The sequence below is a fragment of the Thermosporothrix sp. COM3 genome, from assembly GCF_059696735.1.
In genome coordinates this window covers 7,303,107-7,318,642 of sequence record NZ_AP019376.1, presented here as the reverse complement: position 1 = coordinate 7,318,642, position 15,536 = coordinate 7,303,107, and the positions used below count along the sequence as shown (strand labels likewise).

Sequence of the window (15,536 nt, the reverse complement as noted above, 5' to 3'; positions counted from 1 at the left end):
AAGAGGGAGGCTTGCTCACGACCACTTCCTATCTCCATCATAACAGAGGGATCTTTCGATAAGAAATGGTCAAGAATATAACACAGAGTATATCACGGATGCGCTAAAAATGAAACGCCGCCTCTTTGCTCAGACACCGGTTACCCGCTCCCGCAGCGCTGGATTAGCGAAAAAGAAAAAGGGTATCTCCCGTGAGAGCATACCCTTTTCTTCTTACCATCTGCGTTCCTCTGGCGAGTTGCGCCTAACTATGCGTTCTCAACCACGGCCTCTTCAGCCTCTTCCGCTTTGCGCTTTCCGCGGATGGTGATAAGGCTTGCCAGGCCAACCAGAACAACCAGCGCCACAATCACGATCACGTACAGACCGATCACTCCTGTGCGTGAACCAAGACCGGACAGAATACCAACCAGCGCGAAATCAGCGTCACCGAACGTGGTATTGCTCAGACCTAATGAGCCCATAAAGGCCAGCAGAAGGGCAGGCAAAAATGTAATCAGCAAACCATTGATGAAGGCGCCCAGAATCGCACCAAAGCGGCCACCTGTCGCGTTACCGTAGACACCAGCGGTACCACCATCGAAGAAATGGGGTACCATACCGGGGATAATCAACGCCAGCCCGAGTGGGCCCATCAGGAACAGACCAACAATACCACCGACCAGGCTTGAAATAAAGCCAAAAACGACGGCATTGGGAGCAAACGTAAAGGTGGTCGGGCAGTCTAGCGCGGGCAAGGCATTCGGTACAATGCGCTCCGCGATACCCTGGAAGGCAGGCACAATCTCCGCCAGGATCATACGCACGCCCATCAGGATGATTGCCACACTTGCACCAAAGGTCAGCGCTTGTGTAAAGGCATACATCAGGTAATTGCTACCACCGGCCTGAGAGGCGATCGCAGCCGGTCCAGCGATAATGGCCAGGATCAGGTAGATCACGATGACAGTCATCGTGGTCATAACCAGTGAGTCGCGCAGGAAGCTGAGCTGCTCAGGCACCTCAATTTCCTCGGTAGAGCGGCTCTTGTCCTTCATTACCTTGCCAACCCCTTTACCGATCAGACTGGAAATGATGTATCCGACCGTGTTAAAGTGCCCCAGAGCAAAGCCTGCTCCCTCGGTCACCTTCTGAGTAAAAGGGTGGACAAGTGCAGGCAGCACGGTTGCAGCAGTACCGAGCAGAAGCGCACCCAGAATGATCTGGTTCACGCCAGTAATACCAGCACTTCCCAGCACCACTGCCAGCAGGGTCGCCATAAACAAAAGATGATGCCCTGTCAAAAACACGAATTTTGCAGGAGTAAAACGCGCCAGCAGGATATTGACCACAAAACCGAGAGCCATAATCGCGGCTGTCTGGGTGCCAAACGCCTTCTGCGCCAGACCAACAATGGCCTCATTCGTCGGCACCACCCCATGCAGGTGGAAGCCAGCCTGTACCATCGCTCCCAGTGGGGTCAACGTTCCTGAAAGCAGGTCCGCACCCGCAGACATAATCAAAAAGCCAAGAATGGTCTTGAGGGTTCCTGATACCACATCGCCGGCGGAGCGCCGCATAAACAGCAGGCCGACCAGCGCAATGATACCCACCAGCAGCGCCGGTTTACTCAAGATCTCATTGACGATAAACTGAAGAACTGCTACAAGAATATCCATCTCGAATACCTCTTCCGCATGAAAGATTTGGGCTTGTGGCTACTCCGGATTCAGGAGCCCTTTTTCTCACCCTGTACGATTGGAAGAAGCTTCTCGCCGATCTCTTTCTTATCAACATAGTTCTTCACAACGACGACAGGAATGTTCTTGTTTTGCAGGAGCTTGGAGAACTCCGACGACGTAACAATTACATCAGCGGTTTCAGATTTAGCAATACCAATATCTGCCGTACGAACATCCGCTTTAATCCCGGCGCTCTTCAGCACAGACTCGATACTCATTTTCAGTACCATACTGCTGCCAAATCCCATACCGCATACTGCGAGAATCTTCATGATTTCCTCCTTCATAAAAGAAACAACAATACAAAAAGGGCTTCTACTCACCAGCCTGAGCAGCCGCAATGATCTGTAATACTTCGTCAACCGAAGTACTGTGACGAATTGTCTCCATAGCCTGCTCATCTTCGAGCAATCCGGCGAGAACAGCAATCGCCTCTACATGCTTGCTGTTGTCCTCGGCTCCCAGAGCGAAAGCGACACTGACTGGATCATTATCCGGATTGCCAAACTCAATCGGAGGATCAAGGGTAACCAGGCTCATACAGAGCTGCTTTACCCCATCCTCAGGCCGAGCATGTAAAAGCGCGACTCCCGGAACAATCACCATATAGGGGCCATGCGTCTTTAATGAGTGTTTCATGGCTTCTATATAGCGCGCATCTGCATTTCCACTTGCAACCAACAACTCGCCCGCTTTCTGCACAACATCCATTCGTCCTGTTGCACGTACCTGCAAGCGAATTGTCTCTTTCGTTAACAAATGATCCAATTGCATAGCCACAATCCATCCTTTGCGCAGTGAAAAATGGTGTATTTTGTATTACCTTATCGACAATTCCACGCGATTCTATATACCAGTTATCGGAGAACATACCCGCTTGCCCCCTGCTCTCCCATCATCATCGCCTGGTTGCATATAAACAGTGTAGCACACAAAGCTCCTCTTTTTAAAGATCAGTTTATATGTCAGAGCATGCTCAACCGGATACCTTCAGCGATAAAAAGAAGAAAACGAATGGACAAAAAAGAGGCGAGCCCCGTGCTTGATTGATCTCCAGAACCGGCCTCTTTTTTCCTATGAACTCTACCTATTACAAAGAACACGCGAACAGGGGAAAAGCTTCCCCGGGAAGGGATGGAGCTATGCCAGCAGCGCACATCCCTAGCCCTTGAGTGCTCCCATGCGCACACCTTCCAGGAAGTAGCGCTGAAAGATCAGGAAGAAGACAATCATTGGGAGTGCAGCCAGCGCCGCACCGGCAAAGATGATACCATAATCGGTTGAAAACTCGCTCTGCAAGCTATTCACGCCAACCGGCAGGGTAAAGCTTGCCGTATCGCTCAACACAATCAACGGCCATAGGAAGTCATTCCAGTGTCGCACAAAGGTAAAGATTGCCAATGCACCAATCGCGGGCTTACAGAGAGGAAGAATCACATGCCAGAACACCTGAAGCTCGTTACAGCCATCAATGCGTGCGGCATCCAGCAACTCGGACGGAAGCGTCTGAATATACTGCCGCATCAGGAAGATGCCAAAAACATTAGCAAAACCTGGCAAAATGACGGCCCAGAGCGAGTTCAAGAGATCCAGTTCACGAGTCACAATGTACATCGGAACCAGGGTGACATAGGCAGGCACCATCAGCGTTGCAACAATAATCCAGAACAGGATATTGCGGCCCGGGAATTGCCGTTTCGCAAAGGCATATCCAGCCATCGTATCAAAAAGCAGGTGAAAGAGCGTAATGGCAATCGAGATCAGAAAGCTATTGAAGCCCCATGACCAGTAATCTGGTGCGCGGGTCAGCAGGCGTTCAAAATTGGAAAGGCTGGCATGCAACGGCACCACATCGGGCGGCGTCTTCAACGTATAGGTTGTTGGCGTCAGCGCGGTCACAAACAGCCAGTACATCGGCCAGAGCGAGATACAGCTTGTTACGATCAAGACAAGCCAGGCCAGTGCGGTACTGGGTTTGAACGGCGCTTTGCGGACGGTTGGCGTTGCCCGAAGTTCCATCGTTAATACTCCACATCCGTTTTAAACACACGAAACTGTACAACAGCCACAGCGGCAATCATCAGAAACAGGACAAAAGCCTGTGCGGAAGCCAGCCCATAGCGGAACTGCTGGAAACCATTCTCATAAATCTGTGTCACGATTACCTGAGCGCTATCGCCCACGCCCGCCGGGATCATCACAAAGACCTTCTCAAACACCTCAAAGCTGGCAATAGTATAGAGCACGACCAGATAGAGCGTCGTTGGCTTAATCAAAGGAAGCGTGATATGCCACCAGCGCCGAAATGGGCCCGCGCCATCGATACGCGCCGCCTCATAGAACTCGGTGGGGATACTGCCCATCGCAGCATTAAAAAGCACAACCCCGGTTGCTGGAACCGTTAAAACGGTCGACAGAGTAATGCTTCCCAGAACAAGATTCGGGTCGGAAAGCCAGCGCACCGCAGGAAGATGGACCAGACCAAGCAGATAATTCAACAGGCCATATTCACTGTTATAAATCCAGCGCCAGGTAATCGCGATAATCACCACACTGGTTACAGCCGGAAGATAATATGCTGCCAGAAAGAACGTTTTCCAGTGTTTGCTTCGTCCCTGAATCAAACTGGCAAGCGCCAGTGCAATCAGCACATTTGCGGTGACCGTGATGATGGTATAGAACAGCGTATGCTCGATTGCCCGTAAGAACACGCCATTCTCAGTTGTAAAGGCCCGTACATAATTGGAAAAGCCAGCCCATGTCCCATCCCAGGCGAAATCATAGTTCTGGAACGAAATCACCAGCGCCCAGAGCACCGGGATCAGAATGAAGACGGTGAACACCGTAAAGCTTGGGAGAACAAAGAAATAGCTCCATCCATAGGCTTTGAAGAAGCGAGCGATTTTTCCACGAACACCGGAAGGTCGCTTCAGATTTTCTTTTTCTAAAGCAATGTTCGACATTACCTACTCCTCACACGGAAAGCAAGTGGCTTTAACGCTTTGCTGTCCATCTCTCCCAAAGAGCCTGTGAGCCAAAAACGTTAAAGCCACCAGGAACAGCCATTGCCTTTGATTAGCTACCGGACAAAATAGAATTGATCTCGCTGGCAGGCCCGTCTAGAGCCTCCTTGACCGATATCTTGCCCAGGACAGCTTTCTGAATGGAGTCATGCAGAATTTTCCGAATCTGAGGCCACTGCTTAATCATCGGGGTAATATAGGTGTACTCAACAAACGGCGTAAACATGTTGATAGGATCTTGCACAACAACGGATTTGCGTGAGCCGGGTGCCAGATAGTAGCCGTCGACATCTTTCGCGACCTGAGAGCCGGTCAGATAGCGTGCCATTTCCATCGCCAGCTTGAGCTTGTTTTCGTCGCGCAGATTTGCGACTGAGATCAAACCAATACCGCCAGCGGTAATGTGTTTCCCGCTTGCACCGATAGGCATCGGCTTAACCACAAAGTTCATATTCTTGTTCCGGTAGGTCTTTGAAGAACCACTTGGCTCACTGTACATGGCATAATTGCGCTTTTCGCTAAAGCCGGTAATCAGATCAGCGGGTGCCTGGGTGCCAAAATCGGGAGGAGTAACCTTGTATTTCAAGGCCAGATCAACCAGCTTTTGCAGACCGGAGTAGCCTTCAGGGGTATTAAAGGTGTATTTCTTGTTATCCTTGCTCAGCGGATAAGCGCCGTCGCCCATAATAATAGGCCAGGTGTTTACCACACCTGCGTCAATCACGCCTGAATACCCGTAGACTTTCTGCCCGTTGCTGCGGGTAAAGGTCAGACGTTTTGCTATGTCAACAAACTGCTCGTATGTCCAATCGTCAGGAGGAACTTCTACACCGCGTTCTTTAAAAATATCAAGGTTGAGGAACATACCAACCGGCGGAACCCATAACGGCCAGGAATAGTGCTTCCCATCATCTCCCCGTACGGAGTCCAGGAGTTGCGGATAAATATCTTTCTTGTCATCCTCGGTCAGAAAATCGTCGATAGGCGCGACCGATTTTTGTGCTACCAACTGCTGTAACACATCAGAGGGAAGACGAAATACATCGACGGTACTGCCACTCTGGACAGCCTGCACCAGCTTGGTAAAACCGGCCTGATCACCGGTATATCCGGTCACATCGACAGTCAGACCAGCATGGCTTTTCTTAAAGGCAGCAACCGCTGCATCGGTCAGTTTCCCGGTATCATTTCCTCCTTTTGGTGAATATCCTAAGACCCAATACCGTAACTTGTTGTCCTGGGCAGATCCTCCAGAGCCACCACAAGCAGCAAGCGCAGCCCCGAGCATCGTTGAACCAACAATGATCTTACTCCCGTTGACAAAGAAGTGGCGACGCGTCATTGAACTAACCATACCATTTACTCCTTACCAAATTGGCAACATTGCCAGGTTGAGCCAGACCCCCTTGAGGTCATTGTTCGAGAACCAATTGAACGACCCGGCTTCAATGCCGAATCAAAAAAAAGAAAGCCAGCGGGAACTGTCATACTGACAGAACAAATGATGCCTTAATCACTCACCAGTATCTTCAATAGGTAGATGGCGCCAAAATGAAGAAGCTTTTTACCCATACCCCTTTCTTTCCATATGGGCCTTGTAACACCGTTGAAGATAATCCATTCTAGCGGTTCATTATCGGGCGTCAATAGCAATAGAAACCTCTACTGAATGCATAAATTATACATAACCTATCTCACATTTTGCAAGACATTTAAAATCTCTCATATAGAACTATCCATTGACTCACATTGACCGGTAGAAACATATATCACATGTGAACTTTTCCTCCATTACTTCCATTTCTAAAGATACTATAAAAAAGAGAATAAAAGAAATGATCACATCCCCTTCGTGGCATACCTTTCTCCTCCCACTCCTTCACGGCATTCGTGCCATTCTCGCTCTTCACCAGTCATGCCAAAAAAATCAGTAGCGGTACCTTCGCGCAAGGTACCGCTACTGATTTTCAAGAAGGATGTGAGGTTGTCAGTGACTGCTTCTTCTACTATCTATTAAATTATGGTGTGTTTTCTCGTCGCTTGCTCAAAACAATCCGGGTGTATTACGGCTGGCAGACCCATTCAACCCAGCTATTGCCGTCACGCTGGAAGATCTCATGAGCAGCATTGATGTTTGCCCAGGGATCGGTGAGCGAATTACCAGCCTGCGATGTACCAGCCCATGTGGCAGGCATGATCTGGAACAGTCCAGTTGCACCAGAAGGATTGTATGCGTTCGGATTCAGGCTCGACTCACAGGTTGCAACACGGACAGCCTGATCGCCATACGGCCCAAAGACCTGATGAATCATGTCAACGATCGAACCGCCAGCAGCGCTGGTTGTAGGCTGCGAAGGGAGTGCTTTCGACTCGGACGGAACATTCGTCGTCTGGGTAGCGCCACCGGTCGGAATTGTCAATGACTGACCAGCATAGATCACGTTGACGTCAGCGATTCCGTTGGCAGCCGCAATCGAGGAGACGTCAGTACCAAAGCGGGCAGCAATACTGCTAAGAGTATCTCCGCTAACAACCGTGTAGGCCTGCCCACCGGCTGCATGTGCGCCTGTTACGCCAGCCAGTGCCATGACACCGGCTAATGCGGCGACCATAAATCCAGGTGCAAACTTGCGGAAAATGCTGAGCTTCTTGCCATTCTGTCCTTTTGTCCACTTGTCACGTCGTACTTGCAAAGTACCCCTCTTTCTTCTCTGTAAAGACTAACTTTGACAACCTCTAACTCTAGCTTCGGCTTACCTGATCATTTTCTTTAATCTTTTTTTAAGATTCTATTTTTTATCGATCAGGCTAACCACTATACTTTGTGTTCGGCTTCCTGGTTCAGATCTTTAATCTTTTTTTAAGATTCTATTTTTTATCTAACCAGTCAACCACTACACTTTGTCTTCGGCTCTCCGGTTCAGATCTTTAATCTTTTTAAGTTTTGATCTTTCAGTGAGCCGTCGACTGTTCCATTTTGTCTTTGGCTCTCCGGCTCAGATCTTCAACCTTTTTCTCAGATTTGATCTTTTACCGAACCGTCAACCGTTACATTTTGTCTTCGGCCCTCTGGTTCAGATCTTTAATCTTTTTCTTAGATTCAATCTTTCAACGAACCAGCTAACCGACCACCCAAGCCCTGGCAACCCGCTTCTTCATCTTTCAGCTTTTTCTTAATCTGGAACCGGGCAACCTGTTCAACTCAGGATGTCAACATAATACATTGAAACGTTTTGATACGCAAAGACACAGGTCAACCATAGCCCATTGGTCCTAATAGAGACATGCCTGTCCTGCCTGAATGATATATACAGGTATTTCGGGCGCTCTTTTATGTCAATCCTTCCCCTCTCTTCTAGCTTTTTTCTCAGTAGAACTGTATCGCACAGGAAAACAAAGCCCATTTTTTCACAATGAGCGGAATAGCGACGAATAGATACATGCATAAATACAAAACCCTCACCATACACATCATCCCCTCTCTTTTTTTTTGCAAATGACCCCTCTCAAGACAGAGCCATAGGTATTCTGCAAAATCATTCTAGTATTTGGTGGGTATCTGTATAGTGGAAGTGGAAGGTAACACCATTCCAATACGCAAAGTTGATACACCGTTCGTCCTACGTAGAACAACGAAACCATACAAGCGGACTTTACTTGTTGTCCGTAAAGCAGAGCCATCTCGCTCTGCATTCACATGAAAAGGAGTAGCATCCCATGAAACAAAAGCAAGTTGTTGGTAAAGACGAGTTGATTCACCAGATCGCAGCCAGAGCCGGTCTCAACCTGAAAGAGACCAACAAGGCAATCGACGCATTTACCGAGGTCGTACGCGAGAATATCGAGCGCGGCAATGAGGTGCGCCTGATGGGCTTTGGTACCTGGGAATTACGCGATGTAGCTCCCCGTAAGGTGAAGTCGATTCGGGGTGGGCAGCAGATTACCATTCCTGCACGCAAACGCGTTGGCTTCTCAGTGGGAGCCGTGCTTGCACAGGCCGCGCAAGGCTCTGCAAAAAAAGCAACCGCCGAAAGCAAAACAGCCAAAGGTACCAAGAAATAAACAACACAAAACTCATCCCTCCATTGTGCAGCAACGAAGCTTGATTGGCTATTTGCACAATGGAGGGATCTTTTTTGTATGTTCAGATCTGTTCTAGCTCACGCTCATACTTCTGCTGTTCCGAAGGCTGTAGCAGACGGAATCCTCCGTTCTCATTGAGGTATACAAAGCGCGATTCACGAAAGAGGACAATCATATCCGGCTTCCGATCGTGGTTAACATCGACAAAACGCAGCGTCACCGGTATCAGTTCATCGTTCTCTCCATATAATTGTGGGCCCATATAGACCTTCGGTTTTGAGGAATCGCCACCGGGGAATTCAATAATCTGGATACGCCTGTTGTGGTTGATAGCAATAAAATGACTGGGGATACCATTCTGCTCGCTATGCCCGACCAGGGCATCAATCTGAAAGGTGCGCGGCCGCCCGTATTGGATATCATCAAGGGTCACGTTGATCCAGCTCACGATAGGGGCAAGCAACAGCGAGAGCGCCAGCATGACCAACATTCCCAATCCAAGATAGAGTAGCGAATGGCCCGATCCCTTTTCGCTTTTGCGGGCTATAGCACGGCGCCTCAAGTCGAATCGACGGAGAAACCGGCCTGCGATGCCTGGCGCTTCAGTGCTCTGTGCCTGTGTCCACTCTGTAACATCATCTGTAGTATCGACAGCAGGAGGACGAGACGCGCGCTGCACAGAAGGGGTCGTATCAGTCGTTGTCGGTCCACGCTTCCCAAAAATCGGGCGATGACGCACCAGGCTCCTCGGTGCAATCTCTCCGCCATCTTTCGCTAAGATCGGCATAAGCAGGCAACTCCTCTCCTCGCAAACTAAAAGGATGCCAGTCTGAAGAAGAAATAATACTTACGCCCGGAGGCTGGCTGCGTCATTCGCTTGTGTCGCATCGCAAAAGGAGATCTCGGTTGTGCGGTTTTGCATGCCGTTCCTTCAGCGGCAACATACCAACATTGTACTGCAATATGCCAGTATTCCAGACAGAATACCTTTTCTCGTGCATTGTCAGCAGATATTATAGCATAGGAACAGCAGCATTTACCAGTGCCTATAATGCCTTTTCGTTTTCCAGGATGTTCTGTAAATCGGCAGGGAGAGGTGCTTCCAGGAGCAGTTGTTCTCCAGTGCGAGGATGCTCAAATTGAAGCTGAGAGGCATGTAGGAACTGACGCCCAAGTTGTATATGATGCGAGATACGGCGCCCCGAACCATACGTAGGATCGCCCGCAATCGGGTGTCCGATCGCCTTAAAATGGACACGAATCTGATGGGTGCGTCCCGTTTCCAGTTGAGCCAGTACCAGCGTATGGCGGGCAAAGCGTTTTAAGACCCGAAAGTGGGTCACCGCGTCTCGGCTCCCCGTGGCCGTGATTGCCATCAATTGTCGATTGCGAGGGTCGCGTCCGATGGGAGCATCGATACTCCCCTTATCAAGCGCAATATTCCCTTCAACCAGAGCCAGATAGCGCTTGATGATTGCGCGCTGCTTCATCATCTCCACAAGCAATGCTTGCGTCGGTCTATTTTTCGCCACGATCAAGAGGCCAGAAGTGTCTTTATCCAGCCTGTGAACAATTCCCGGGCGCATATCCCCCTCTGCGTCTTGCAGTTGCGGATAGCGCGCAACCAATGCATTGACAAGCGTATCCTCATAATGGCCGGGAGCTGGATGCACCACCATGCCCGCAGGCTTATTAAGCACCAGCAAGTCATCATCCTCATAGAGGATATCGAGTGCCACCGGCAGCGGCAAGACCTCCTGCGGAGGTGTGGGAACTGTCGCTTGCAAGACTTCGACAGTATCATTTGCGCGTAAGGCATAGCCCGGCTTTCTGGCTCGTCCATTGACCAGAATCGCGCCCTCGTCAATCAACTGTTGTACGCCGCTGCGTGAGATCTCCGTTAATCTGGCAACAAGATAGCGATCCAACCGCTGACCGACAGCTTCCGGTTCCACCGCAAAGATCTGCTGCGCATTCGCCTTATTTCCATCCATATTGTGCATAACCTGTCCTATTCCACCTCAATTGCTACTCGTTTGAAGAAGAAGAAGGGGTCGAGCTCTGAAGCTTCTTCTCTGCGCCCTCCTCCTGTTCTGAGTGGTGAAACCCGTTCCAGAGAACCAGAATAAAGAGCAAAACGACCCCCACCGAGATACAGGCATCAGCAATATTAAAAATGGCGAAGGAAAAATTCAGCTCTGGAATACGAAACGAGAGAAAATCAACCACATATCCACCGTAGCGGGCCCTGTCAATCAGGTTCCCGACCGCACCACCGATAATCATCCCGAAGATAATTTTAGAGAAGAGTGAGCCGGTGTTCAGATTCCGAAAATAGAGGTAGCTGATGACGACTATCGCCACCATAATCAATACCGTAAGCAGCAGTGGATTTGAATCCAGCATACTAAAGGCAGCACCATTATTTTGAATATAGTAGATACTCAAATATTTCCCGATAATCGAGATCGGGGGCTTACTCTCCGGGGGACTTAAATGCGTTACGACCAGGAACTTAGTCCACTGGTCAAGCGCCAGAATCAGAAGCACTGTGAACAGCGCAATTGCGTCATAGATACGAGCACGTTTAACCGCCACGCTGGATATTTCTTCCTTTCCTCAAAAATACAGAGGGTACAACAGAGATTATGCCTGTGCTTGAATTATAGACAGGGAACTGAAGAGCGTCAAGGAAGCCCCTTTCAAAAAGCGCCCGTATCTTTCTTGCTGGAAGAGCCAGAGGAGTGCGGCATGCACTCCCCGCACCCATAGCACTAGTAGAAACGCTTTTCCGTATTATCAGGTCTGGCACGACTTAAATTTTGCTGTTCCAGCCGTTCGGCATCCTTGACACAGCGAGATGCCCAGGGCATCGCTTCAAGGCGTTTTTCCGGGATCGGCTGGCCGCAGTCCACACAGCGCCCATATGTTCCCTCATCGATGCGCTTTAACGCATCCTGGACCTCGGCCAGCAAAGCCTGTTGATTGACCAGCGTTGATTGCTCTTGCTGTGTTTCCAGAAAGTCAACGGCTGTCTCTTCAGAATCCTGGGGACCCTCGCTAATCTGGATCGGATCGACCGGCGTTGGATACGCTTCTGTTAAACCGTCGATGCTGCTTTTCAGATTTTTCTCTTTCTCCTGTAAACGTTGCTTCAGCTTTTGTATATCAAGCGTCATGGCGACTGACCTTCCTTTCTCCCAAAGCGTCTCTTATCCAAAACACGTAATAGAAATGAAAGCAGTCTCATAGCCCTGTCTTTCCAGACAGAGATACGCACGCCTTCTATCAAGACCCGCGTCATACTTTCGAGGGAGGACAAAAAGGACCACATATACAGTGTGGGTTATAATCAATGTAGAAGATTGCCTTCAAGCAAGAGCATACCGTGTTTTTGCGTGATAGAAAGCGATATCTTCGGCTGTTGGCGGTTAAGAGCTACTAAGGATGTGAGCAATGACATTATCGCAACCACAATCAGGAAATACTCTCTCTTCTGAAGCAGAGCAGCGAGCAATACCATCTCTTTTCAGCGAGTTTGACTTTTATCTTTTTGGACAGGGAAAACACTATCATATCTATGAAAAAATGGGGGCACATCAGCGCACCGTGAACGGAGTCTCCGGTATCAATTTCGCGGTCTGGGCCCCAAATGCCCGCATGGTTTCCGTCATTGGCGACTTCAATCACTGGGATCGAAGCGCGAATCCTATGATTTTACGTCACGCTGAACTGGGCATCTGGGAATGTTTTGTGCCGAACCTGAAACCCGGCACGCTCTATAAATATGCCATTTACTCACGCTTCAATAACTATCATGCGGACAAAATAGACCCCTATGGCTTCGCCTTTGAACTGCGCCCCAGCACCGCCACGATTGTCGCGGATATCAGTCAGTATCAGTGGCATGACGAGCAGTGGATGCGACAGCGCGGGCTGCAACAGGACTTTCACGCACCAATCTCGATCTATGAAGTCCATCTGGGCTCCTGGCGACACGTACCAGAACGGCATCAGGAAGGTGCCGTTGAAGAGGATCGCTTTATGACTTATCGGGAGCTGGCTCATGCGCTGGCCGCCTACGTCAAGAAAATGGGCTTCACCCATATCGAACTACTTCCGGTCACGGAATATCCCTACGACGGTTCATGGGGCTATCAAACCACCGGCTACTACGCACCAACCAGCCGCTTTGGCTCCCCCGCTGACTTTCAATACTTTGTCGACTATATGCATCAGCAGGGCATCGGCGTGATTCTGGACTGGGTGCCGTCTCACTTCCCCAAAGATGGGCACGCCCTGAGCTACTATGATGGCACGCACCTCTATGAATATGCAGACCCCCGCAAAGGTGAACATAAGGGATGGGGAACCTATGTGTTCGACTACGGACGCAGCGAGGTCTGTAACTTCCTGATTGGTAGCGCCCTCTTCTGGTTGCGGGAATATCATATTGATGGGCTCAGGGTCGACGCAGTGGCTTCCATGCTCTATCTCGACTATATGCGTCCCGCGGGTGAATGGGTCGCGAACCAGTACGGCGGTCGTGAGCACCTTGAAGCAGTGAATTTCTTGCGCCAGTTCAATGAAGCCGTGTATGCAGAAATCCCGGGCGCGATCACAATCGCGGAAGAATCCACAGCGTGGCCGCTGGTCACTCGGCCTACCTACGTCGGCGGTCTGGGCTTTACCTATAAATGGAATATGGGCTGGATGCACGACATGCTTGAGTATATGCACCTTGACCCGATTCATCGCCGTTATCATCACAACAATATCACCTTCTCGCTGATGTATGCCTACTCCGAAAACTTCGTGCTCCCCTTCTCACACGATGAAGTCGTTCATCTGAAGGGCTCGCTGCTGACCAAAATGCCGGGTGATCTCTGGCAGCGATTCGCCAATCTGCGAGCGCTCTATGGGTACATGTGGGGGCATCCCGGGAAAAAGCTGCTGTTTATGGGGGGGGAGTTCGGGCAATGGCATGAGTGGAATTATAAAGAGAGCCTGGATTGGCATTTGCTCGAACCGCCCAGTGATCCTCACCATGCCCAGTTGCAAACCTATGTGCAGGAGCTCAACCGCTTCTATCAGACAGAGCCTGCTTTCAGCGAACTGGACACAAACCCGGAGGGCTTTAGCTGGATTGATTGCTACGACACCGAGAACAGCGTGATCTCCTTTATGCGCAAAGGCAAACACCCTGAAGATACCGTAGTCGTAATCTGTAACTTTACGCCAGTTCCGCGTTCGGGTTATCGAGTCGGGGTGCCGTATGCTGGCGAGTATTATGAGGTATTGAATAGCGATGATACCCGGTTTGGCGGTAGCGGCATACGCAACGAACAACATATGCCAAGCGGGCCGCTCTACTGGCAGTCCTGCCCACATTCTATTCTGCTCACGCTGCCTCCACTCAGCACCATCTTTCTCAAGTGGCACCCCCCTGGCAAGCAGGAAGAAGACAAAGCGGAGGCGTGAACCGGGCCAACAAAAAAGGAGGCGGAGTTCTTTGATAGCTCCTCCTCCTGCTTTTCTTTTCGGCTACCGGATTGACTTCTCACGGTTTCTGTCCTCTTTTTCGAGTTCATGGTTGCGCTGATACGCGTCACACACAAGCTGACAGATCTCCTCGGGATCATCCGATACCTGAATCAAGTCCAGATCCTCAGGTGACACCTTGCCTGAATCCAGCATGGTGGTCCGAATCCAGTTGACCAATCCCCCCCAGTATTTCGAGTCATAGAGGATTACCGGGAAATTGCTGACCTTCTTTGTCTGGATCAGTGTCAAAGCCTCAAACAACTCATCCATCGTGCCGAAACCGCCAGGGAAGATAATAAACGCGTTTGAGTACTTGACAAACATTGTTTTACGCACAAAGAAGTAGCGGAACTCAAGGTCAATATCCAGATATTGATTCGAGGACTGTTCAAACGGCAGCTCAATATTGCAACCAATCGAGAGATTCTCGCCTTCCTGCGCCCCTCGGTTGGCCGCCTCCATAATCCCCGGCCCTCCACCGGTAATCACGCCGAACCCGGCCTTTGCAAGCAGCCGTGCAGTCTCTATAGCGGCCTTGTAGGCTGGATCACTCGGTTTTGTTCGCGCCGAACCAAAGATCGCCACCGACGGGGGAATATGAGCCAGTTCATCAAACCCATTGATAAACTCGCTCATAATACGGAAGACTCGCCAGGGGTCCGTAATAGTAAAATCGAAGTTCAGCGCACGCTCAAAGGCATGCTCATCAGCATGTATTTTCTCCAGCGGTGTAGGTTCACTGGGGCTGACCAGAGGCTGAGTCGGGCGACGAAGCAATCTCTCGTCCTCAGTAACCGCTCGTCCTTCCCCTCGCCAATTGCGTATGTTCTCCCCACGCCGACGGCGCTTATACGGCTTATAGTGACCATGTGCGTTCGCATCTTCATTCACATGTGAATGGCCGTTCTGTGTACTGCGATGAGAATCGTCATTTTTCATAGCTTTTCGCCCCACAACACACTTTCTTTTGTGATATTCTATTTCTCTCCTGCATGGTAGAAATAGCCTGTGCGACCCAATTGAAGAGTCAATGACACCCCGCGCTCTCTCTTTCTGAATACTGGGGAGTTCCCGCAGAGCCGCGAATAGAGGAGGTTTCAGCCTTCTCACATAGAGACGAGGTATCCATTAGACATTACGTATAAAGCCGTTCTCCAGTTGCAAG

14 protein-coding genes are annotated in these 15,536 nt (G+C 50.0%); 2 read left to right on the top strand and 12 right to left on the bottom strand.

Annotation, left to right across the window (positions count from 1 at the left end):
- Nucleotides 1–248 precede the first annotated feature (248 nt).
- From ulaA to KTH_RS31295, 7 genes are all read right to left on the bottom strand, one after another.
- Nucleotides 249–1,658, bottom strand: a complete 1,410-nt coding sequence (gene ulaA / locus KTH_RS31325) for a PTS ascorbate transporter subunit IIC (RefSeq protein ID WP_111321471.1) — start codon at nucleotides 1,656–1,658, stop codon at nucleotides 249–251.
- Between the two features lie 50 nt (nucleotides 1,659–1,708).
- Nucleotides 1,709–1,993, bottom strand: coding sequence for a PTS sugar transporter subunit IIB (locus tag KTH_RS31320; protein ID WP_111321473.1), 285 nt, complete (start codon nucleotides 1,991–1,993; stop codon nucleotides 1,709–1,711).
- Between the two features lie 43 nt (nucleotides 1,994–2,036).
- Nucleotides 2,037–2,495: a PTS sugar transporter subunit IIA gene (locus tag KTH_RS31315; RefSeq protein ID WP_497622801.1), complete on the bottom strand. Its 459-nt coding sequence runs from the start codon at nucleotides 2,493–2,495 to the stop codon at nucleotides 2,037–2,039.
- A 387-nt stretch (nucleotides 2,496–2,882) separates the two neighbouring features.
- Nucleotides 2,883–3,740 (bottom strand): carbohydrate ABC transporter permease, encoded by an 858-nt coding sequence (locus KTH_RS31310; RefSeq protein WP_111321477.1) that lies wholly within the window; start codon nucleotides 3,738–3,740, stop codon nucleotides 2,883–2,885.
- 2 nt (nucleotides 3,741–3,742) lie between these two features.
- The gene (locus KTH_RS31305; protein WP_111321479.1) at nucleotides 3,743–4,684 is read right to left on the bottom strand and encodes a carbohydrate ABC transporter permease; all 942 of its coding nucleotides are present in this window, start codon (nucleotides 4,682–4,684) and stop codon (nucleotides 3,743–3,745) included.
- A 112-nt stretch (nucleotides 4,685–4,796) separates the two neighbouring features.
- Nucleotides 4,797–6,098, bottom strand: a complete 1,302-nt coding sequence (locus tag KTH_RS31300) for an extracellular solute-binding protein (protein ID WP_497622798.1) — start codon at nucleotides 6,096–6,098, stop codon at nucleotides 4,797–4,799.
- Nucleotides 6,099–6,807: 709 nt separating this feature from the next.
- A complete protein-coding gene (locus KTH_RS31295; protein WP_281278983.1) occupies nucleotides 6,808–7,437 on the bottom strand; it encodes a LysM peptidoglycan-binding domain-containing protein in 630 nt (209 codons plus the stop codon).
- A gap of 1,024 nt (nucleotides 7,438–8,461) precedes the next feature.
- On the opposite strand from KTH_RS31295, the gene KTH_RS31290 reads away from it, so the two are divergent.
- Nucleotides 8,462–8,806 carry an HU family DNA-binding protein gene (locus tag KTH_RS31290; RefSeq protein ID WP_111321485.1) on the top strand — a complete coding sequence of 115 codons (345 nt, stop codon included), beginning with the start codon at nucleotides 8,462–8,464 and terminating at the stop codon, nucleotides 8,804–8,806.
- An 82-nt stretch (nucleotides 8,807–8,888) separates the two neighbouring features.
- On the opposite strand, the gene KTH_RS31285 is transcribed toward KTH_RS31290, so the two are convergent.
- From KTH_RS31285 to KTH_RS31270, 4 genes are all read right to left on the bottom strand, one after another.
- The gene (locus KTH_RS31285) at nucleotides 8,889–9,614 is read right to left on the bottom strand and encodes a hypothetical protein (protein WP_111321487.1); all 726 of its coding nucleotides are present in this window, start codon (nucleotides 9,612–9,614) and stop codon (nucleotides 8,889–8,891) included.
- 259 nt (nucleotides 9,615–9,873) lie between these two features.
- Nucleotides 9,874–10,821 carry an RluA family pseudouridine synthase gene (locus KTH_RS31280; protein ID WP_111321688.1) on the bottom strand — a complete coding sequence of 316 codons (948 nt, stop codon included), beginning with the start codon at nucleotides 10,819–10,821 and terminating at the stop codon, nucleotides 9,874–9,876.
- A 34-nt stretch (nucleotides 10,822–10,855) separates the two neighbouring features.
- Nucleotides 10,856–11,425 (bottom strand): signal peptidase II, encoded by a 570-nt coding sequence (gene lspA / locus KTH_RS31275; RefSeq protein ID WP_170142520.1) that lies wholly within the window; start codon nucleotides 11,423–11,425, stop codon nucleotides 10,856–10,858.
- Between the two features lie 176 nt (nucleotides 11,426–11,601).
- The gene (locus KTH_RS31270) at nucleotides 11,602–12,006 is read right to left on the bottom strand and encodes a TraR/DksA family transcriptional regulator (RefSeq protein WP_111321491.1); all 405 of its coding nucleotides are present in this window, start codon (nucleotides 12,004–12,006) and stop codon (nucleotides 11,602–11,604) included.
- 277 nt (nucleotides 12,007–12,283) lie between these two features.
- On the opposite strand from KTH_RS31270, the gene glgB reads away from it, so the two are divergent.
- The gene (gene glgB, locus KTH_RS31265; RefSeq protein WP_111321493.1) at nucleotides 12,284–14,308 is read left to right on the top strand and encodes a 1,4-alpha-glucan branching protein GlgB; all 2,025 of its coding nucleotides are present in this window, start codon (nucleotides 12,284–12,286) and stop codon (nucleotides 14,306–14,308) included.
- 63 nt (nucleotides 14,309–14,371) lie between these two features.
- Here glgB and KTH_RS31260 read toward each other — a convergent pair whose 3' ends face one another.
- On the bottom strand, nucleotides 14,372–15,310 hold the full coding sequence (locus KTH_RS31260; RefSeq protein WP_211326110.1) for an LOG family protein: 939 nt from the start codon (nucleotides 15,308–15,310) through the stop codon (nucleotides 14,372–14,374).
- Nucleotides 15,311–15,536 lie beyond the last annotated feature (226 nt).

Coding starts and splice junctions, on each gene's coding strand:
- ulaA (WP_111321471.1), bottom strand. CDS start 1,658: ATGGATATTCTTGTAGCAGTTCTTCAGTTTATCGTCAATGAGATCTTG.
- KTH_RS31320 (WP_111321473.1), bottom strand. CDS start 1,993: ATGAAGATTCTCGCAGTATGCGGTATGGGATTTGGCAGCAGTATGGTA.
- KTH_RS31315 (WP_497622801.1), bottom strand. CDS start 2,495: ATGCAATTGGATCATTTGTTAACGAAAGAGACAATTCGCTTGCAGGTA.
- KTH_RS31310 (WP_111321477.1), bottom strand. CDS start 3,740: ATGGAACTTCGGGCAACGCCAACCGTCCGCAAAGCGCCGTTCAAACCC.
- KTH_RS31305 (WP_111321479.1), bottom strand. CDS start 4,684: ATGTCGAACATTGCTTTAGAAAAAGAAAATCTGAAGCGACCTTCCGGT.
- KTH_RS31300 (WP_497622798.1), bottom strand. CDS start 6,098: ATGGTTAGTTCAATGACGCGTCGCCACTTCTTTGTCAACGGGAGTAAG.
- KTH_RS31290 (WP_111321485.1), top strand. CDS start 8,462: ATGAAACAAAAGCAAGTTGTTGGTAAAGACGAGTTGATTCACCAGATC.
- KTH_RS31285 (WP_111321487.1), bottom strand. CDS start 9,614: ATGCCGATCTTAGCGAAAGATGGCGGAGAGATTGCACCGAGGAGCCTG.
- KTH_RS31280 (WP_111321688.1), bottom strand. CDS start 10,821: ATGGATGGAAATAAGGCGAATGCGCAGCAGATCTTTGCGGTGGAACCG.
- KTH_RS31270 (WP_111321491.1), bottom strand. CDS start 12,006: ATGACGCTTGATATACAAAAGCTGAAGCAACGTTTACAGGAGAAAGAG.
- glgB (WP_111321493.1), top strand. CDS start 12,284: ATGACATTATCGCAACCACAATCAGGAAATACTCTCTCTTCTGAAGCA.
- KTH_RS31260 (WP_211326110.1), bottom strand. CDS start 15,310: ATGAAAAATGACGATTCTCATCGCAGTACACAGAACGGCCATTCACAT.